At 67.6% G+C, this 18,389-nt stretch carries 16 protein-coding genes; 4 read left to right on the forward strand and 12 right to left on the reverse strand.

The genetic code is table 11. The features are described 5' to 3' along the window. Nucleotides 1-98 precede the first annotated feature (98 nt). From KIT86_RS15975 to KIT86_RS16015, 9 genes are all read right to left on the reverse strand, one after another. The gene (locus tag KIT86_RS15975; protein ID WP_297400110.1) at nt 99-920 is read right to left on the reverse strand and encodes a thioesterase family protein; all 822 of its coding nucleotides are present in this window, start codon (nt 918-920) and stop codon (nt 99-101) included. A gap of 104 nt (nt 921-1,024) precedes the next feature. Beyond that, nucleotides 1,025-2,230 (reverse strand): acetyl-CoA C-acyltransferase, encoded by a 1,206-nt coding sequence (locus KIT86_RS15980; protein WP_297400112.1) that lies wholly within the window; start codon nt 2,228-2,230, stop codon nt 1,025-1,027. 10 nt (nt 2,231-2,240) lie between these two features. Beyond that, on the reverse strand, nt 2,241-4,640 hold the full coding sequence (locus KIT86_RS15985; RefSeq protein ID WP_297400114.1) for a 3-hydroxyacyl-CoA dehydrogenase/enoyl-CoA hydratase family protein: 2,400 nt from the start codon (nt 4,638-4,640) through the stop codon (nt 2,241-2,243). Between the two features lie 132 nt (nt 4,641-4,772). Continuing rightward, nucleotides 4,773-5,210, reverse strand: coding sequence for a DUF2147 domain-containing protein (locus KIT86_RS15990; RefSeq protein WP_297400115.1), 438 nt, complete (start codon nt 5,208-5,210; stop codon nt 4,773-4,775). A gap of 38 nt (nt 5,211-5,248) precedes the next feature. Next, nucleotides 5,249-7,045, reverse strand: coding sequence for an acyl-CoA dehydrogenase C-terminal domain-containing protein (locus KIT86_RS15995; RefSeq protein ID WP_297400116.1), 1,797 nt, complete (start codon nt 7,043-7,045; stop codon nt 5,249-5,251). A gap of 40 nt (nt 7,046-7,085) precedes the next feature. Continuing rightward, on the reverse strand, nt 7,086-7,793 hold the full coding sequence (locus KIT86_RS16000; RefSeq protein WP_297400118.1) for a TetR/AcrR family transcriptional regulator: 708 nt from the start codon (nt 7,791-7,793) through the stop codon (nt 7,086-7,088). Nucleotides 7,794-7,946: 153 nt separating this feature from the next. Beyond that, the gene (gene slmA, locus KIT86_RS16005) at nt 7,947-8,642 is read right to left on the reverse strand and encodes a nucleoid occlusion factor SlmA (RefSeq protein WP_297400120.1); all 696 of its coding nucleotides are present in this window, start codon (nt 8,640-8,642) and stop codon (nt 7,947-7,949) included. Nucleotides 8,643-8,759: 117 nt separating this feature from the next. After that, the gene (argB, locus tag KIT86_RS16010; RefSeq protein WP_297400122.1) at nt 8,760-9,659 is read right to left on the reverse strand and encodes an acetylglutamate kinase; all 900 of its coding nucleotides are present in this window, start codon (nt 9,657-9,659) and stop codon (nt 8,760-8,762) included. Nucleotides 9,660-9,813: 154 nt separating this feature from the next. Then, a complete protein-coding gene (locus tag KIT86_RS16015) occupies nt 9,814-11,799 on the reverse strand; it encodes an SDR family oxidoreductase (RefSeq protein ID WP_297400124.1) in 1,986 nt (661 codons plus the stop codon). Nucleotides 11,800-12,010: 211 nt separating this feature from the next. On the opposite strand from KIT86_RS16015, the gene KIT86_RS16020 reads away from it, so the two are divergent. The 4 genes from KIT86_RS16020 to KIT86_RS16035 all read left to right on the forward strand — a co-directional run bounded on the left by KIT86_RS16020 (nt 12,011) and on the right by KIT86_RS16035 (nt 15,377). Further along, nucleotides 12,011-12,538, forward strand: a complete 528-nt coding sequence (locus KIT86_RS16020) for a phasin family protein (RefSeq protein WP_297400126.1) — start codon at nt 12,011-12,013, stop codon at nt 12,536-12,538. 120 nt (nt 12,539-12,658) lie between these two features. Beyond that, on the forward strand, nt 12,659-13,909 hold the full coding sequence (locus KIT86_RS16025; protein WP_297400127.1) for a patatin-like phospholipase family protein: 1,251 nt from the start codon (nt 12,659-12,661) through the stop codon (nt 13,907-13,909). Between the two features lie 12 nt (nt 13,910-13,921). Continuing rightward, a complete protein-coding gene (locus tag KIT86_RS16030; RefSeq protein ID WP_297400129.1) occupies nt 13,922-14,581 on the forward strand; it encodes a TetR/AcrR family transcriptional regulator in 660 nt (219 codons plus the stop codon). Between the two features lie 22 nt (nt 14,582-14,603). Further along, nucleotides 14,604-15,377 (forward strand): hypothetical protein, encoded by a 774-nt coding sequence (locus tag KIT86_RS16035; protein WP_297400131.1) that lies wholly within the window; start codon nt 14,604-14,606, stop codon nt 15,375-15,377. Here KIT86_RS16035 and KIT86_RS16040 read toward each other — a convergent pair whose 3' ends face one another. The 3 genes from KIT86_RS16040 to KIT86_RS16050 form a co-directional block, all read right to left on the reverse strand. Further along, complete coding sequence (locus KIT86_RS16040) at nt 15,378-16,478, reverse strand: M14 family metallopeptidase (RefSeq protein WP_297400133.1); 1,101 nt, start codon at nt 16,476-16,478, stop codon at nt 15,378-15,380. Further along, a complete protein-coding gene (locus KIT86_RS16045; protein ID WP_297400135.1) occupies nt 16,475-17,689 on the reverse strand; it encodes a M20 aminoacylase family protein in 1,215 nt (404 codons plus the stop codon). The genes KIT86_RS16040 and KIT86_RS16045 overlap by 4 nt, the downstream gene beginning before the upstream one ends. A gap of 35 nt (nt 17,690-17,724) precedes the next feature. Next, nucleotides 17,725-18,389, reverse strand: a 665-nt coding sequence (locus KIT86_RS16050) for a lysophospholipid acyltransferase family protein (RefSeq protein ID WP_297400136.1), incomplete at its 5' end; no start/stop codon positions are given.

Here is an 18,389-nt window from a genome sequence, read left to right on the forward strand (position 1 = left end):
GCGCGCCAAGCCCCCTTCCAGAGACAGCGCGGAACCGGCTTCGCCGGGCCGCTGCTGTCGCCCCCTTGAGGGGGTCGCGCGCAGCGCGGCGGGGGTGTTCACTCCTTGTAATAAACGATCTGGTGCGTGGTGGCGAGCAGCACGCCGGCCTCGTTCCAGAGCTGCGCGGTCTGGTCGAAGAACCCGTTGCGGAAGGCCTGCGCCTGCGCCTGCGCCAGCAGCCACCCGCTGCCCGTGGCGGCATGCTCGGCCGAGCCGGCGTGGAAGTACACCGTCATGGACACCGTGCCCGTGGGCACGGGCCTGGCACGGCGCAGCCAGACGCGCGGGTAGAACACATCGGCCAGCGCGGACAGGCTGGTGAAGTCCAGCCCGCGCTGCGGTTCGTCGCGCACCCACATCTGGATCAGGCTGGTGTCGCCCTGCCCGTCCCAACGCTCGGGGATGGTGCCGGTGATGAAGCGCATGGCGTAGCGCTGGGGCCAGGCCACCTGCGGCGCGATGGTGACCCGCGCAACGCGGTCGGGCGCGGGCACGGCGGGCATGGGCTCGTCGTCCACACCCCAGGTTTCGCGCCGCACGGCGGTGACGGCCGTGCCGGTGAGCACCGTGGCAGGCACCCCGTCGGCGCCGGGCTGCGTGATCTCCATCACCCAGTGCTGGGTGGATCGGTTGGTGCGCACCGGCCGCGCGGAGATCGCGAACTCGCCGTCGGCCAGCGCGGCGGCGTAGTTCACCGTGAGCGAGATGGGCTCACCCAGGCGCTCAGGGTGCTGCATCACCGACTGCATGACCGTGGCAGCGGTGACCCCGCCGAACGGCCCCACCATGTTGGCGTAGGCGGGGGAGGTGGCGCCACGGTATTGGTGGGCGCCGGTGGGGTGCAGCGCGACGGCCTGGTCGAGAGCGTGTGTGGTCATGCGATCAGTGTGCAAGAGGCCCGAACAATTCAACGTCCACCACGCGACAGTCCGTCCGGAGCGCCGCCGCGCCGCTCCAGCGGTGCGCGGCGCGCGGTGGGTCGTCAGACCCTTTCGAAGATGCCTGCGGCGCCCTGGCCCATGCCCACGCACATGGTCACCATGCCGTACTTCTTGTTGTGCCGCTTGAGCGCGTGCACCACCGTGGCCGAGCGGATGGCGCCGGTGGCACCCAGCGGGTGGCCCAGCGCGATGGCGCCGCCCATGGGGTTGACCTTGGCCGGGTCCAGGCCCAGGGTGTTGATGACAGCCAGCGACTGCGCGGCAAAGGCTTCGTTGAGCTCGATCCAGTCGATCGCGTCCTGCGTGAGGCCGGCGTACTTCAGCGCGGCCGGAATCGCCTCGATCGGGCCGATGCCCATGAGGTGCGGCGGCACGCCTCGCGAGGCGTAGCTCACGAACCGCGCCAGCGGCGTGAGGCCGAAGCGCTTGATCGCCGCTTCACTGGCGAGAATGAGCGCGCCCGCGCCGTCGCTGGTCTGCGAGCTGTTGCCGGCGGTGACGGAGCCGCGCGCGGCAAACACGGTGCGCAGCTTGGCCAGGCCTTCGAGAGAGGTGTCGGGCCGCGCGCCTTCGTCCAGGCTCACGGTGCGGGTGCGCGTGCTGACTTCGGCGCTTTCCAGGTCCACGCTGCGCTCGGTCACTTCCACTGGCGTGATCTCGTCGCTGAACTCGCCATTCTTCATGGCCAGCACGGCGCGCTGGTGCGACTGCAGGGCGAAGGCGTCCTGCGCCTCGCGCGAGACCTTCCACTTCTGCGCCACCTTCTCGGCCGTGAGGCCCATGCCGTAAGCGATGCCGTAGCTCTCCACGTCGTCGGTGTTGCGGAAGATGGTGGGCGAGAGGCTGGGCGAGTTGCCCATCATGGGCACCATGCTCATGCTCTCGGTGCCGGCGGCGATCATCACGTCGGCCTCGCCCACGCGGATGCGGTCGGCCGCCATCTGCACGGCCGACAGGCCCGAGGCGCAGAAGCGGTTGACGGTGATACCGCCCACGCTGTTGGGCAGGCCAGCCAGGATGGCGCCGATGCGCGCCACGTTCAGGCCCTGCTGGGCCTCGGGAATGGCGCAGCCGCAGATCACGTCCTCGATGGCCTGGGGGTCCAGCCCCGGGGCCTGCGCGAGCGCCGAGCGCAGCGCCAGGGCGAGCATGTCGTCCGGGCGCAGGTGCTTGAAGGAACCCTTGTGCGAACGGCCGATGGGGGTGCGGGTGGCGGCGACGATGTAGGCGTCTTGAATCTGTTTCATGGGGGTGTCCTCAGTTGCGCACCGGTTTGCCGGTGTTCAGCATGCCCAGGATGCGCTCCTGCGTCTTGGGATGCACGATCAGCGAGCAGAAGGCCTGGCGCTCCAGCGTCATCAGGTAGTCCTCGTTCACCAGCGTGCCGGGTTCGACGTCGCCACCGGTGACCACGTTCGCGATCAGCGAGGCGATGTGGAAGTCGTGCTGGCTGATGAAGCCCCCGTCGCGCATGTTGACCAGGCTGCCCAGGATGGTGGCCTTGCCGTCGCGGCCGGCCACCGGGAACAGGCGCTTGTGCGGCGCGCGGTAACCCCCGTTGAACAGGCCCTTGGCCTCGTTGATGGCGACATGGAGCAGCTCGTCCTTGTGCGGCACGATCACGTCGGAATGCAGCACGTAGCCGAGCTGGCGCGATTCCAGCGCGCTGGTGCCCACCTTGGCCATGGCCGCGGCGGTGAAGCCTTCGGTGAGGAAGGGCAGCAGGTCCTTTCCCGTGGAGGTCTCGGCGTTCTCGGCCGCGCGGCGGGCGATGTAGGTCAGGCCACCCGCACCGGGCACCAGGCCCACGCCGACTTCCACCAGGCCGATGTAGCTCTCCATGTGCACGACGCGGCGCGCGCTGTACACGGCCATCTCGCAGCCGCCACCCAGCGCCAGGCCCCGCACGGCGGAGACCACCGGCACGTTGGCGTAGCGCAGGCGCAGCATGGTCTGCTGCATGAAGCCTTCGGCGTCTTCGATGGCGCTCACGCCCACGGCCATGAAGGCCGGCAGCATGGCCTGCAGGTCGGCACCGGCGCTGAAGGGCTCGTCGCCCGACCAGATCACCAGGCCCTGGTACTCCTTCTCGGCCAGGTCCACGGCGGCCATCAGGCCTTCGCACACCTCGGGGCTGATGGCGTGCATCTTGGTCTTGATGCTGGCGATGAGCACCTGCTCGTCCAGCGTCCAGAGGCGGATCGAGTCGTTCTCTTCAAGCGTGCTGCCGGCGGTCTCGAACTTCGGGCCGGCTTCGCCGAGCAGCAGCTCGGGGAAGTGCTGGCGCTGGTAGACCGGCAGTTGCCGGCGCGCCTCGAACGCGCCCTTGGCGGGGTTCCACGAACCCTGGGCGGTGTGCACGCCACCGGCCTCGGCCACCGGGCCCTTGAACACCCACTCGGGCAAGGGCGCCTGGCTCAGCGCCTTGCCCGCGTCGATGTCTTCCTGGACCATCTTCGCCACCTCGAGCCAGCCGGCTTCCTGCCAGAGCTCGAACGGGCCCTGTTTCATGCCAAAGCCCCAGCGCATGGCCTGGTCCACGTCGCGCGCGGTCTCGGCAATGGTCGCCAGGTGCACAGCCGCATAGTGGAAGCTGTTGCGCAGGATGGCCCAGAGGAACTGGCCTTGCGGGCCCTCGCTGTGGCGCAGCAGCTTCAGGCGCTCGGCGGCCGGTCGCTTGAGCATGCGGCCGTAGACCTCGTCGGCCTTCTCGCCACCGGGCACGTACTCGCCGCTCTCCAGGTCAAAGCGCAGGATGTCGCGGCCCACCTTCTTGTAGAAGCCGGCCTTGGCCTTCTGGCCCAGGTTGCCGGCCTCGATCAGGGCCTTGAGCACGGGTGGCGTGCCGAAGCTGCCGTAGAACGGGTCGGTCTCCAGGCTCAGGTTGTCCTGCAGGGTCTTGATCACATGGGCCATGGTGTCCAGGCCCACCACGTCGGCGGTGCGGAAGGTGCCGCTGCTGGCGCGGCCCAGGCGCTTGCCGGTGAGGTCGTCGACCACGTCGTAGGTCAGGCCGAAGTTCTCCACCTCTTTCATGGTGGCCAGCATGCCGGCGATGCCGATGCGGTTGGCCACGAAGTTGGGCGTGTCCTTGGCGCGCACCACGCCCTTGCCCAAGCCGCTGGTGACGAAGGTCTCCAGGTCGTTGAGGATCTGCGACTCGGTGGTGGGCGTGGCGATCAGCTCCACCAGCGTCATGTAGCGCGGCGGGTTGAAGAAGTGGATGCCGCAGAAGCGCGGCTTGATCGCCTCGGGCAGGGCCTCGCTGAGCTGGGTGATCGACAGGCCCGAGGTGTTGGAGGCGACGATGGCGTGCTCGGCGATGAAGGGCGCGATCTTGGTGTAGAGGTCGAGCTTCCAGTCCATGCGCTCGGCGATGGCCTCGATGATGAGGTCGCAGTCGCGCAGCTGCTCCATGTGCTCTTCGTAGTTGGCCTGGCCGATCAAGTCGGCGTCGGCCGCCACGCCCAGCGGCGACGGCTTGAGCTTCTTCAGGCCTTCCACCGCCCGGGTGACGATGCCGTTCTTCGGGCCTTCCTTGGCGGGCAGGTCAAAGAGCACCACCGGCACCTTGACGTTGACCAGGTGCGCAGCGATCTGCGCGCCCATCACGCCTGCGCCGAGCACGGCGACTTTCTTCACTTGAAATCGGTTCATGGGTTGGTTTCCTTTACGCGCCTTGCAACGCGTGAGGGGTGGTGATCAAGGGACGCCGCGGAACCGGCTTTGCCGGGCCGCAGGTGGCGCTCCCTTGAGGGGGTCGCGCAAAGCGCGGCGGGGGTGCATTCTTCACTCGACGCGGATCCACACTTGGGTGCGGTAGAACGGGCCGATGTAGCCACGCATTTCCAGCTTCTTGCCGTCTTCGACGGGCCTGAGGCGCGTGCGGTAGACCTTGCCGTTGTTCGGATCGACGATGTCGCCGCCCTCATAGACGGCTTTGTCGTCGGCGCTCTGCTTGAGGTTGCGCAGGATGGTCATGCCCAGGATGGGCTTGTCCTTGCGCTCGTCGGTGCACTTGTCGCACACCGCGTCCTGCTTGCTGCTGGGGTCCAGCAGCTTCTCGATGGTGCCGCTGTAGACACCGTTGCTTTCCTTGATGCGCACCAGGGACTTCTCTTTCTTCGAGTCGTCGTCGATCGTCTTCCAGAGCCCCACGGGCGACATCTGCGCGAGCGCGTGGCCGGCGACAAAGAGAAGCGAAACGGCCAACGTGGTCTTGATCATGAAAGTCTCCTGGTGATGGTGGGAAAGGCAACGCGTGTTTACGCCAGCGCCGCGTCGGTGTCCATGAGAACCTTCGAGCCGGCGCGGGCGGTGCGCATCAGCGTCGCGGTCTCGGGGAAGAGCTTGGCGAAGTAGAAGCGCGCGGTCTGCAGCTTGGCGGTGTAGAACGGGTCGGTGTTGCCGGCCGCGATCTCGCGCAGCGCGACCTGCGCCATGCGGGCCCAGAAGTAGCCGAACACCAGGTGGCCGGCCACGCGCAGGTAGTCCACGGCGGCAGCGCCCACTTCGTCGGCGTTCTGCAGGCCCTTGAAGCCGATCTCGGTGGTGAACTTGGTGATCTGCTCACCCAGCACGGCCAGCGGGTTGATGAACTCGGCCATCTTCTCGTTGACGCCCTCTTCCATCACCAGCGCGCCGACGAGCTTGCCGAACTTCTTGAGCGTGGCACCGTTGTTGCCCAGCACCTTGCGGCCCAGCAGGTCCAGGCTCTGGATGGTGTTGGTGCCTTCGTAGATCATGTTGATGCGCGCGTCGCGCACATACTGCTCCATGCCCCATTCCTTGATGTAGCCATGGCCACCGAAGACTTGCTGGCACTGCGTGGCGGCGTTGTAGCCGTTGTCGGTCAGGAAGGCTTTGGTGATGGGGGTGAGCAGCGACAGCATTTCGTCGCTGTCCTTGCGCACCTTCTCGTCGGGGTGGTTGTGCGCCTTCTCCAGCAGCACCGAGCAGAACATGGCCAGCGCGCGGCCGCCTTCGGCGTAGGCCTTGGCGGTGAGCAGCATGCGGCGCACATCGGGGTGCACGATGATGGGGTCGGCCGGCTTGTCCTTGGCCTTGGGCCCGGTCAGCGAGCGCATCTGGATGCGGTCCTTGGCGTAGGCCAGCGCGTTCTGGTAGGCCACCTCGGTCAGGCCCAGCGACTGGTTGCCCACGCCCAGGCGGGCCGCGTTCATCATCACGAACATGGCCTGCATGCCCTTGTTGGGTTGGCCCACCAGGGTGCCGATGGCGCCGTCGATGACGATCTGCGCGGTGGCGTTGCCGTGGATGCCCATCTTGTGCTCCAGGCCGCCGCAGTAGATGCCGTTGCGCTCGCCCAGCGAGCCATCGGCCTTCACGTGGTACTTGGGCACGATGAACAGGCTCACACCCTTGATGCCCGGAGGGGCGTCGGGCAGGCGGGCCAGCACCAGGTGGATGATGTTGTCGGCCATGTCGTGTTCACCGGCGCTGATGAAGATCTTGTTGCCGGTGAGCTTGTAGGTGCCGTCGGCCTGGGGTTCGGCCTTGGTGCGCATCAGGCCCAGGTCGGTGCCGCAGTGCGGTTCGGTCAGGCACATGGTGCCGGTCCACTCGCCGCTGGTCATCTTGGGCAGGTAGGTCTTCTTCTGCTCGTCGGTGCCGTAGGTGTGCAGTGCGGCGTAGGCGCCATGCGTGAGGCCGGGGTACATGGTCCAGGCCTGGTTGGCCGAGTTCATCATTTCGTAGAAGCACTGGTTGACCACCAGCGGCAGGCCCTGGCCGCCGAACGCGGGATCGCACGACAGCGCGGCCCAGCCGCCTTCGACGTAGGTCTTGTAGGCGTCCTTGAAGCCGGTCGGCGTCTTGACTTCGTGCGTGGTCTTGTCCAGCGTGCAGCCTTCGGTGTCGCCGCTGATGTTGAGCGGGAAGATCACCTGCGTGGCGAACTTGCCGGCTTCCTCGAGCACGGCGTTGATGGTGTCCGCGTCCACCTCGGCATGCTGGGGCATGGCCTTGAAGTCGTCGGTGACCTTGAGCACTTCGTGCATCACAAACTGCATGTCTCGCAGGGGCGGGTTGTAAACGGGCATGGGGAACTCCTGTGCTGGGTTTGTGAAAAGGCGAAAAGGATCAGCCCTGCGGCTTGCGCGCAGGAACCGGGGACCGGTGGGCGCGCACGGGGGCGTCGCCGGGGGCGTGGCTGTAGCGCTCCACGATGCCCTCGAACGCCTGCAGCGCGCGGCGCACCGAGTCGGGGCTGCGCAGGAAACGGGCTTCGTAGTGCAGCGCGAGGATCTGTGCGTGGATTTCAAACGCCATCTGTGACGCGTCGGTGTCGGCCGCGAGGTGGCCTTCCTCGATCGCGATCTCGACGGCGCGGCGCATGGCGGTGAGCCAGGTATTGACCGAACTGGCCAGCGCGTCGCGCACCGGGCCGGGGCGGTCGTCGAATTCGACCGCGCCACTGATGTAGATGCAACCCGAATCGATCTCGACGGAGGTGCGCTTCATCCAGTTGTCGAACAGCTTGCGCAGGCGCGGCAGGCCACGCGGCGCCACCATGGCCGGGTAGAACACCTCGTCCTCGAAGCGCGTGTGGTACTCCCGCACCACCGAGATCTGCAGCTCCTCGCGCGAGCCGAAGTGGGCGAACACGCCGGACTTGCTCATCTGCATGACCTCGGCCAGCGCGCCGATGGACAAGCCTTCCAGGCCGATCTGCGTGGCCAGGCCCAGCGCGGCATCGACGATGGCGGCCTTGGTCTGCTGGCCCTTCTGCAAGGGCTTGTGGGCCGGTGCGTCGGCGCGCGCGCGGCGGGCAGTGGGTGTGACGCTCATGGGGTCGGTCCTGGTTGGATGAGGGCTCGAAAAAAAACGACCGTCCGGATAAATACGAACGGTCGTTCTATTTTTACCGCAAAACCGGCCTCTGGTGCAAACCACCGGTGTTTTGTGTGACCTTTGTTTAGGGGCTGCGCCCTAAATGCCGTTTCAGTGGCGGACGATGGGCAGCAGCAGCGCGAGGCTGTGCTCCAGGCTTTCGCTGGGCGAGCGCTTGAAGCCGCTGCGCGCGAAGCGTTGCAGCCGCCCGACGCAGAAGGCCGTGATGGCCGAGGCATCGGCCTGGGCATCGACCGTGGGCGTGGCGGCACCCGCCACCAGCGAGGTCTCGCGCAGGTTCTGGCGCAGCGCGGCCTCGATCTTGTCGAAGAAGAGGTTCATGCGCTGCTGCAGGCGCTCGTTCTCGTACACCAGCGCGTCACCGACCATGACGCGCGTCATGCCAGGGTTCTTCTCGCCGAACTGCAACAGCAGGGTGACCAGCTTGCGCGAGCGCACGTTGGCGTCGGCTTCGCGCTCGCCGAGCTGGTTGATGAGGCCGAACACCGATTGCTCGATGAACTCGATCAGGCCCTCGAACATCTGCGCCTTGCTGGCGAAATGGCGGTACAGCGCGGCCTCGCTGACTTCCAGCCTGGCCGCCAGGGCGGCGGTGGTGATGCGCTCGGCTCCCGGCTGCTGCAGCATCGTCGCCAGGGCTTCGAGGATCTGCACGCGGCGCTCACCCGGCTTGGGGCGCTTGCGCCCACCGCCGCCATCGGCATGCGCCGCCGCCTCGATGGCCTCGGCGGCTTCGCGCGCGGCTTTGTCTTCCGGGGTGGGGGACTCGGGGGCGGTGGATGTCATGGGCGAGCGATCCGTAGGGTTTTCGGGGATTCTCGCACAGCGAGGTGCCTTCTCACTCACGGCCACCGCGAGGTTGCGAGACAGTGAGTGACCGCCTCGGCCATGCGGCGGCGGCCCTCAGTGCGAGCGGATCATGGTGCCGAAGGGCTCGTTGCCGAGGACCTCCAGCAGCAGGGCGTGAGGCACGCGGCCGTCGATGATGTGCACCGCGTTCACGCCGCTCTTGGCCGCGTCCAGCGCGCCGGCGATCTTGGGGATCATGCCGCCGGAGATGGTGCCGTCCGCCACCAGGTCGTCGATCTGGCGCGGGGTGAGTTCGGTGAGCAGGCGCATGTCCTTGTCGAGCACGCCGCGGATGTTGGTGAGCATCAGCAGCTTCTCGGCCTGCAACACGGTGGCCAGCTTGGCTGCGACCACGTCGGCGTTGATGTTGTAGCTTTCGTTCTGCTCGCCAAATCCGATCGGGCTGACCACGGGGATGAACTGGTCGTCCTGCAGGGCCTTGACCACCGAGGGGTCGATGCTGACGATGTCACCGACCTGGCCGACGTCGTGTTCCAGCTTGGGGTCCTTCTGGTCGGTCATGCGCAGTTTCTGCGCGCGGATCATGGCGCCGTCGCGCCCGGTCAGGCCCACGGCCTTGCCACCGGCCTGGTTGATCAGGCCCACGATGTCCTGCTGAACCTCGCCGGCCAGCACCCACTCCACCACTTCCATGGTCTCGGGGTCGGTCACGCGCATGCCCTGGATGAACTGGCCCTGCTTGCCCAGGCGCTTGAGCAGCGTCTCGATCTGCGGGCCGCCACCGTGCACCACCACCGGGTTGATGCCGACCAGTTTGAGCAGCACCACGTCCTCGGCGAAGTCCTGCTGCAGGGCCGGGTCGGTCATGGCATTGCCGCCGTACTTGATGACCATGGTCTTGCCGTGGTACTTGCGGATGTACGGCAGCGCCTGCGCCAGGATCTCGGCCTTGTCGCGCGGCGCAATGGAGGTGATGTCGGTGGGCTCGGTCATGAAGGGTCCTGCAAAGACGGGCAAACCCAAATTCTAGAGCCGCAGCGTGACTCGTCCCGCGTGCCCGTCCCTCATCCAGAAATGCCGCGCAACCGGCTTTGCCGGGCCGCAGGCGTTGCCCCCGGAAAGGGGGTCGCGCGCAGCGCGACGGGGGTTAGAAATGAATTCCCCGCATCATCTGCTGCATGGCCACCGCCTCGGGCGAGAGCTGCGACTTCGCCCCCTTCTCGCCCTTGGCCGCCGATGAGTCCGGGAACATGCGGAAGCTGGTGTTCATGACGATCTGCGCCACGCGCGGCACCAGCGCGTGCATCACCTGGCCGGTGACGCCCAGGCGCGTGGCGATGCGCACCGGCTTGAAGATGCAGGCCTGCGCGATCATGTCGGCCGCTTCCTCGGGTGCGAGCGTGGGCACGTTCTGGTAGATCTTGGTCGGCGCGATCATGGGCGTGCGCACCAGCGGCATGTTGATGGTGGTGAAGGTGATGCCCTGGTCGGCGAACTCGCTGGAGGCGCAGCGCGTCCAGGCGTCCAGTGCGGCCTTGCTCGCCACGTAGGCCGAGAAGCGCGGCGCGTTGGTGAGCACCCCGATGGAACTGATGTTGACCACATGGCCCTTGCGCTTGGCCACCATGCCGGGCAGCAGGCCCATGGTCACGCGCAGGCAGCCGAAGTAGTTCAGCTGCATCGTGCGCTCGAAATCGTGGAAGCGGTCGTAGCTGCCTTCGATGGCGCGGCGGATCGAGCGGCCGGCGTTGTTGATCAGGAAGTCCACGCCGCCGTGGTTCTGGATCAGCAGTTGCACGAAGCGGTCGCAGTCGGCCATGTCGGCGATGTCGGCCGGGTAGGCCACGAACTGGTAGCCCTTGTCGCGGGCCTCCTTGCAGGCCTCGTCGAGCTTGTCCTGGTCGCGTCCGCAGATGATGGTGATGGCACCGGCCTCGGCGAACTTGTGCGCCGCCGCCAGCCCGATGCCCGAGCTGCCGCCGGTGACCAGCACCACCTTGCCCGCGACCGTGCCCCTGAGGCTGCGGTCGATGTGCAGGTCGGGGTCGAGGTGGCGCTCCCAGTAGTCCCACAGGCGCCAGGCGTAGTCCTTGAGGTTGGGGCACTCGATGCCGCTGCCCTTGAGCGCGGCCAGCGTGTCACGGCAGTCGAAACGCGTGGGGTAGTTGACGAAAGTCATCATGTCCTCGGGCAGTCCGAGGTCCTGCATGATCGCCTTGTAGACGCGGCGCACCGGCGCCAGCGCCATCAGACCCTTCTTCACGCTCTTGGGAATGAAGCCCATCAGCGCGGCATTGACGAACAGGTTCATCTTGGGCGCGTGCGCGGCTTTGCTCAGGATGTCGAGCACGTCGCCCACGCGGTAGCCCATGGGGTCGACCAGGTGGAAGCAGGCGCCGCTGGCGCGCTTCTGGTGGGCGATGTGGTCAAGCGAATCGACCACGAAGTCGACCGGCACGATGTTGATGCGACCGCCTTCCAGGCCGACGCTGGGCATCCAGGGCGGCAGGATCTGGCGCATGCGCTGGATCAGCTTGAAGAAGTAGTAGGGCCCGTCGATCTTGTCCATCTCGCCCGTGCGCGAGTCACCCACCACGGCGGCCGGCCGGTACACGCTCCAGGGCACCTTGCATTCCTTGCGAACGATCTTCTCGCTCTCGTGCTTGGTCATGAAGTAGGGGTGGTCGTAGTTCTCGGCCTCTTCGAACATGTCCTCGCGGAACACGCCCTCGTACAGGCCGGCGGCGGCGATCGACGAGACGTGGTGGAAGTGCCCTGCGCCGATCGCCTTGGCGAACTCGACCGTGTTGCGCGTGCCGTCCACGTTGACCGCGATCTGGCTTTCCTCGTCCGCCTCCAGGTCGTACACGGCGGCGAGGTGGAAGAAGTGGTCGATCTGGCCTTTGAGCGCCTTCACGTCGTCGGCCGAGACGCCCAGCTTCCTGGCGGTGAGATCGCCGAACACCGGCACCGCGCGCGAAGCGCTCACACCCCAGTACTCGCGCAGCCCCGCCACCTTGCCTTCGCTCTCCTGACGGATCAGGAAATGCACCACCGCGCCCTTGCGTTGCAGCAGCTTGGCCACCAGGCGTTTGCCAATGAAGCCGGTGGCACCGGTGACGAAGTAATGCATGAAGGTCTCCTGAAGCGGTTGGATCGAAGGAAGTGGGGCGCAGCGTGTCCGCCATTCTTGACCAGGTCAAGGACGCGCGCCTTCCGCAAAAACCCGTGTGGGGTTTAGTCTTGCGCCCCTACACACGCCCGGCGCACGGGCCGTACAGTGGCCCATCGTTGCGGCGGACCATTCGCCCTCCCTTCTTCCCAACCCCTCCAGGAGCATCCCCATGGTCAAGAAAATCCAGAAAGCCGGCAGCGCCGCCAAGCCCACCGCCGCGGGCTTCAACTCTCCGCTGTCGGGCGCGATCAAGGACTCCGCGCAGCAGATCTGGCTGGCCGGCCTGGGCGCGTTCTCCAAGGCGCAGGAAGAAGGTGGCAAGGCCTTCGAGTCGTTGGTGAAGGAGGGCCTGTCCATCCAGCGCAAGACGCAGGCCGTGGCCGAGGAGCGCCTCTCCGAAGCGACCAGCCGCGTGAGCAGCATGGCCGCCGACATCTCGTCCAAGGCCACCGGCCAGTGGGACAAGCTGGAGAACATCTTCGAGGAGCGCGTGGCCAAGGCCCTGAACAAGCTGGGCGTGCCTTCGGCGCGCGACGTGGAAGCCCTGATCGAACGCATCGATGCGCTCAACCGCCACGTGCAAGGCCTTGGCACCAAGACCCCCGCCAAGACCGCCGCGCGCAAGGCCGCACCAGCGAAGAAGGCCGCGCCCGCCAAGAAAGCGGCCGCACGCAAGGCCCCGCGCAAGGCGGCCTGAGCCGATGCGCGCCGGTCGCGGCAGCAGGGACGAGGGGGCGCATGACGCCCCCTTTTCGCGTGCGCGGCGCATGCTGCAATGCAGCAGTTTCGCCGCGCTGCGCGGTCTACACTCAAACGCATGACGACGTCCCGCAAAGCCTCCCCTCCCACGGCCCAGAGGAAGTCGAGCCGTCCCCGCATCGCCCTGGCGCTGGCCGGCGGCGGCCCACTCGGGGCGATCTACGAAATCGGCGCGCTCTGCGCGCTGGACGACACGCTGCAGGGGCTGGACCTCAACGACTGCGAACACTATGTCGGCGTGTCCGCCGGTGGCTTCATCGCGGCCGGCCTGGCCAACGGCCTGCGTCCGCGCCAGCTGTGCGAGGCCTTCATCGAAGACCGCCCTGGCGACGACAACTTCGACCCGTCCTGGCTGCTCAGGCCAGCCTGGGGCGAGTTCGGTGAGCGGCTGCAGCGACTGCCACGCCTGGTCGGCAGTGCCCTGTGGGCCTGGGGTGTGCATCGCAAGCCCTTCACCCACGCGCTGGAGCGGGTGGGTGCCGCGCTGCCCACGGGCGTGCTGGACAACGAAGGCATCCACCATCAGATCGAGCGCCTGTTCAGCCAGCCCGGGCGCAGCAACGACTTTCGCGAACTGCGCGCGCGCCTGACCTTGGTGGCCACGCAGCTCGACACCGGCGATGCGGCCCCCTTCGGCCGCCCCGGGTGGGACCATGTGCCGATCTCGCGCGCCATCCAGGCCAGCGCGGCCCTGCCCGGCCTGTTCCCCCCGGTGGAGATCGGCGGCCAGCACTACGTGGACGGCGCACTGAAGAAGACGCTGCACGCCACGGTGGCCCTCGACGAAGGGACCGACCTGCTGCTGTGCCTGAACCCGCTGGTGCCGTTCCACACCAACCCCAGCCTGCACGACGGCCGGCGCATTCCCTCGCTGGTCGAGGGCGGCCTCCCCGCGGTGATGAGCCAGACCTTCCGCTCGATGATCCATTCGCGGCTGGCGCTGGGCCTCAAGCACTACGAGCGCGCCTACCCCGACACCGACATCGTGTTGATCGAACCCGACCAACGCGACGCCACGCTGTTCTTCGCGAACACCTTCAGCTACCGGCAGCGCCGCGAGATCGCGGAGCACGCCTACCAGCAGACCCGCCGCATGCTGCTGGACCGCCAGACCGAGCTCGCGCCGCAGTTGGCGCGCCACGGCGTCACGCTGGACCTGGCCGCGCTGCGCGACCCGCGGCGGCGACTGCTGGGGGCGAGCCCGCGCACGGGCGCGGGGCGCAACACCCTGGCCACGCGGCTGCATGCCACGCTGGATGACCTGCAGCGGCACCTCAAAGCTCCCGCCGCGCCTGCTCACAGCCGCTGAAAGCGCCGCGCCATGGCCAAGAAAGCCCCGCGACGCACTGCCGAGCGCATCCTGGAGGTCACGCTCGAGCTGTTCAACCGTTTCGGCGAGCCCAACGTTTCCACGACGCTGATCTCGGCCGAGCTCGGCATCAGCCCCGGCAACCTGTATTACCACTACCCGGCCAAGGACGAACTGATCAACTCGCTGTTCGAGCGCTACGAGCGCTCGCTTGGCGAGCTGCTCAGCGCCAGCGAAGGCGTGCGCAACGTGGAGGACGCCTGGTTCTTCCTGCACTCGCTGTTCGAGATCATCTGGGAGTACCGCTTTCTCTACCGCGACCTCAACGACCTGCTGTCAAAGAACCGGCTGCTGGAAACCCGCTTCCAGACGGTGCTGAAGAACAAGTCGCGCGCGATCCGCCACCTGCTCGACGGCATGAGCCGGCACGGCGCGGTGAGCATCGACGCGCGCGAGATCGAGCCCACTGCCACCAGCATGGTGGTGGTGCTCACCTACTGGCTGAGCTTCGAGTACGTGCGCGACCCGCGCCACGCCCTGGAGCCCGACAACGCGCAGCAGGCCCTGCTGCGTGGCGCACACCATGTGCTCAACCTGCTGGCGCCCTACCTGGAAGCCACGCAGCGGCAACACCTCATGACGCTCACCGGCGCCTACGGTTCCCAGTCCTGAACACCTCCCCGGAGAATCCACCATGGCCGATTGGAAACCCTTTCCCTCCGAAGGCCACAGCCCGCTCGACGCCGATCGCCTCAAGGCGCTCTGGCACCGGCTGCACCGCGGCGACGCGGAGCCCTGGCCGGATGAGTCTGCTGTGGTGCAGGCCTGGGTGCTGTTTCACAACGGCGAGTTCCAGCGCGCCGCCGAAGCCGGCCTGGCATTGGGCGATGCGGGCATGAACGTGGCCAACAAAGCCACCTGCATCTACGCCAACTACCTGGAGGCGCGAGAGCAGGTCCGCCAGGACCTGCTGCTCGAAGCCGCCGCCCGGGCTGAGGCCCTGCAGCACCGGCAACCCGAACACACCGGCGCCTGGTACTGGCAGGCCTACGCACTGGGCCGCTACAGCCAGGGCATCAGCGTGGCCAAGGCGCTCACGCAAGGTCTGGGTGTGCGCATCCGCCATGCGCTGGAGACCGCCATCGCGCGCTGCCCGCAACACGCCGACGCCCACCTGGCGCTCGCGTCGTTCCACGCCGAGGTGATCGACAAGGTGGGCAGCATGGTCGGTGGCATGACCTACGGCGCGAGCAAGGCCACCGGGCTGGCGCTCTACGAAAAGGCCATGGAACTCAACCCGGACTCGGTCGTCACGCTGAGCGAATACGCCAACGGCCTGGTCATGCTGGAGGGCGTGGACGCGCTGCCCGAGGCCAACCGCCTGCTCGACCGTGCGGCATCGATCAAGCCGCAGGACGCGATGGAGCGTCTGTATGCGGCCTCGGCGCGGGTGGCGCTGGAGAGCTGATCAGGCGGCCGAGAGCCCGTCGACCGCTTGGAACAGGGCCTGCCGCGCCTGCGCCACGATCTGCGCCTTCCACTCGTCGGTGTCCACGTAGAACGCGGTCAAGGTGCGCGCCTTGATCGCGGCGCGCAGCTCGGCCGGGGCTTCCGGATGCAAGTGCTGCCAGTGATCGCCGCGCAGCGCGTCGATCACCTCGGTCACGGGCACGGTGCCGTACTCCATGGCGATGCCGGTGTACTCGGCCTGCGGGCACTCTTCATAGGCCGAGCACCACATCAGCCCGGTGAGCAGGGCCGAGGTGGACGAGCCGTCGTAGATCGAGGTCACCGGGGTCTTGCCGTCGCCGCCCCACCAGGCCCGCGCGCGCTCCAGTGCGGCCGCGTCGTCGGCACACGCAAAGATGCGTTCGCCCAGGCCCGAAGGCCCAAGACCTGTGTGAAGGTCGATCCATGCGAGACGGCGGGCCTGGCGGCCGTACCGGCGCAGCACCGCGCGCAGCGTCTGGTTGCTCCAGGTGGCGGCGGTGCCGCCAAAGAACAGGCCGTCGGCGAATGCGTGCTGGCCCTGTGTCACCGCCGCCTGGTAACGCGCGAGGCCATGCTGGTCGATGTAGGCCTGGATCGCGGCCTCGTTCTGCGGCGTCGGCGGCCACTGGGCGGGCAGCAACAGGTCGTGCAGCTCGGCATAGGCCGGGTTCTGCGGCAGCGGCCGGCCGAAATCCTGGAAGTTGCGGTTGAGGTCGACGTTCTCGTTCGTCACGCGGCGCACCCACGAGAAGCCGTGGGGGTTGAGCGCATGGATGTACAGCACCGCGACACCGGCTTGGCGGGCGTGCTCGCGCCACTCGGCGTCGTGCGCGGCGAACACCTGCACGCCCGAGCCGCAATAGCCCTCCACACCATGGCAGGCGCTGCTGACGATCAGCAGGCGCTGAGCATCGGGCGAGCCGTCGAGCGCCACGTCCATCGCCAGCGTCTCGCCGTCGCGGCCGGGCAGCGGGTGGTTGTGGCTGGTGATGGCCATGCCAGCCGCGGCCGCGCCTTCGAGAAAGCGCACCCGGGCGCGGGCGTAAGAAGGAGAAAAAGCGTCCTGGGGCGCGATCAAGCGGCACCCCCGGTGCGCGGCTGGCCCAGCCACTTCTCGGCCAGTCGCACCCAGAAGGTCGCCCCCAGCGGAATCAGATCGTCGTTGAAGTCGTAGCTGGGGTTGTGCAGCATGCAGGGGCCGCCGCCGTGGCCCATCTCGCGGTGCGCGCCATCGCCGTTGGCGATGAAGGCATAGCACCCCGGCCTTGCCTGCAGCATGTAGGCGAAGTCCTCCGCGCCCATGGTGGGTTCCTGCTCCAGCACGCGGTCCGCGCCGACGATCTCGGCCATCACCTCGCGCGCGAACGCGGTCTCGGCCGGGTGGTTGATGGTGGGCGGGTAATTGCGATGGAACTTGAACTCCACCGTGGCGCCGAAGGCCGCGCAGGTGTGCTCGGCGATCTCCTGCATGCGGCGCTCGATCAGGTCGAGCACCTCGTAGGTGAAGGTGCGCACCGTGCCCTGGATCTCGCAGCTGTCGGGCACCACGTTGGTGGCCTCGCCGGTGTGGATCATGGTGACGGAGATGACGCCAGCGTCCACCGGCTTCTTGTTGCGCGTGATGATGGTCTGGAAGGCCTGCACCATCTGGCAGGCCACGGGCACCGGGTCGATGCCGTTGTGAGGAAGCGCGGCGTGCGAGCCCTTGCCCCGGATGACGATGTGGAACTCGTTGCTCGACGCCATGACCGGGCCGGCGCTGGCGGCGAACGTGCCCACGGGCAGGCCGGGCCAGTTGTGCATGCCGAACACGGCCTCCACCGGGAACTGCTCGAACAGCCCGTCCTTGATCATCTCGCGCGCGCCGCCGCCACCCTCTTCGGCTGGCTGGAAGATCAGGTAGACCGTGCCGTCGAAGTTGCGGTGCTTCGCAAAATGCTGCGCCGCCGCCAGCAGCATGGCCACGTGGCCGTCGTGGCCGCAGGCGTGCATCTTGCCGGCGTGCTGGCTGGCGTGCGCGAAGGTGTTGTGCTCCTGCATGGGCAGGGCGTCCATGTCGGCGCGCAGGGCGATGCGGTCCTTGCCGCCCGGCACGTCCAGGTCGGCGACAAAACCTTCGCCCCAGAAATTGCGGCGCACCTTCAGGCCGAGCTTTTCCATCGCGTCGGCGGTGACCTGGCCGGTGCGTTTTTCCTTCAGCGAGAGTTCGGGGTGTTTGTGCAGGTCTCGGCGGGTGCTGACCAGCCACTCGCGGCAGGCCTGCGCGGCATCCAGCAATGCGTGTGTCATCGGGCGGTCTCCGGGTACAGGATACCAGCGGCGGGCTACACGCGCCGCGTATTGATCTTCTGGTGCGGGCGGCGCTTCAGCACTTCGCCGGGCCGCGGCCTTGGAATCTGCCACGCCACACGGGTGTTGTCGTCGGCCCAGCGCGTCAGTTCGTTCAGGCGGGCTTCCAATTCACGCCTCGCGGCGGCGATCTCGCGCGGGCCTGCGTCGGGCGCCACGCGCAGCGGCGGGCCGAAACGATACTGAACACGCGACAGCGGCAGCGGGATCATCATCTGGTCCCAGGCACGGTGCAACTGGGCCACACGCGACCCCGCCCAGGTGAAGGGATAAACCGGCAGGCCGGACATCTTGGCCAGCAGGATCGGGCCGGGTTTCATTTCATAGCGCGGGCCGCGCGGCCCGTCGCCCACGGTGAACAGGTTGAAGCCCTGGCGCAGGCGATCCATGGCCTGCTTGAGCGCGGCCACGCCCTCGCGGCTGCTGCTGCCGCGGATTACCCCGCCGCCGGATTCGCGGATCATGCGCGCCAACAGTTCGCCATCGCGGCTGGCTGACACGATGGTTTCCAGCCGGTAGGCCATGTTGCGCCGGCCAAACAGGTCGTGGTAGGTCAGCGCGCCGGCCAGCCGGTTGTGCCAACTTACAAACAGCGCGCTGGTGTGGCCCAGCAGCAGGTCCTCGCGGATGGCTTCGTCGC

This window comes from Hydrogenophaga sp. (assembly GCF_026125825.1).
Lineage (GTDB): Bacteria > Pseudomonadota > Gammaproteobacteria > Burkholderiales > Burkholderiaceae_C > Hydrogenophaga.

What these genes read in the sequence shown, in the direction of transcription:
- KIT86_RS15995 (WP_297400116.1), bottom strand. Translation starts at nt 7,045, where the DNA reads ATGCCCGTTTACAACCCGCCCCTGCGAGACATGCAGTTTGTGATGCAC.
- argB (WP_297400122.1), bottom strand. Translation starts at nt 9,659, where the DNA reads ATGACCGAGCCCACCGACATCACCTCCATTGCGCCGCGCGACAAGGCC.
- KIT86_RS16045 (WP_297400135.1), bottom strand. Translation starts at nt 17,689, where the DNA reads ATGACACACGCATTGCTGGATGCCGCGCAGGCCTGCCGCGAGTGGCTG.
- KIT86_RS15975 (WP_297400110.1), bottom strand. Translation starts at nt 920, where the DNA reads ATGACCACACACGCTCTCGACCAGGCCGTCGCGCTGCACCCCACCGGC.
- KIT86_RS16035 (WP_297400131.1), top strand. Translation starts at nt 14,604, where the DNA reads ATGGCCGATTGGAAACCCTTTCCCTCCGAAGGCCACAGCCCGCTCGAC.
- KIT86_RS16000 (WP_297400118.1), bottom strand. Translation starts at nt 7,793, where the DNA reads ATGAGCGTCACACCCACTGCCCGCCGCGCGCGCGCCGACGCACCGGCC.
- KIT86_RS15990 (WP_297400115.1), bottom strand. Translation starts at nt 5,210, where the DNA reads ATGATCAAGACCACGTTGGCCGTTTCGCTTCTCTTTGTCGCCGGCCAC.
- KIT86_RS15985 (WP_297400114.1), bottom strand. Translation starts at nt 4,640, where the DNA reads ATGAACCGATTTCAAGTGAAGAAAGTCGCCGTGCTCGGCGCAGGCGTG.
- KIT86_RS16020 (WP_297400126.1), top strand. Translation starts at nt 12,011, where the DNA reads ATGGTCAAGAAAATCCAGAAAGCCGGCAGCGCCGCCAAGCCCACCGCC.
- KIT86_RS16025 (WP_297400127.1), top strand. Translation starts at nt 12,659, where the DNA reads ATGACGACGTCCCGCAAAGCCTCCCCTCCCACGGCCCAGAGGAAGTCG.
- KIT86_RS16015 (WP_297400124.1), bottom strand. Translation starts at nt 11,799, where the DNA reads ATGCATTACTTCGTCACCGGTGCCACCGGCTTCATTGGCAAACGCCTG.
- slmA (WP_297400120.1), bottom strand. Translation starts at nt 8,642, where the DNA reads ATGACATCCACCGCCCCCGAGTCCCCCACCCCGGAAGACAAAGCCGCG.
- KIT86_RS15980 (WP_297400112.1), bottom strand. Translation starts at nt 2,230, where the DNA reads ATGAAACAGATTCAAGACGCCTACATCGTCGCCGCCACCCGCACCCCC.
- KIT86_RS16030 (WP_297400129.1), top strand. Translation starts at nt 13,922, where the DNA reads ATGGCCAAGAAAGCCCCGCGACGCACTGCCGAGCGCATCCTGGAGGTC.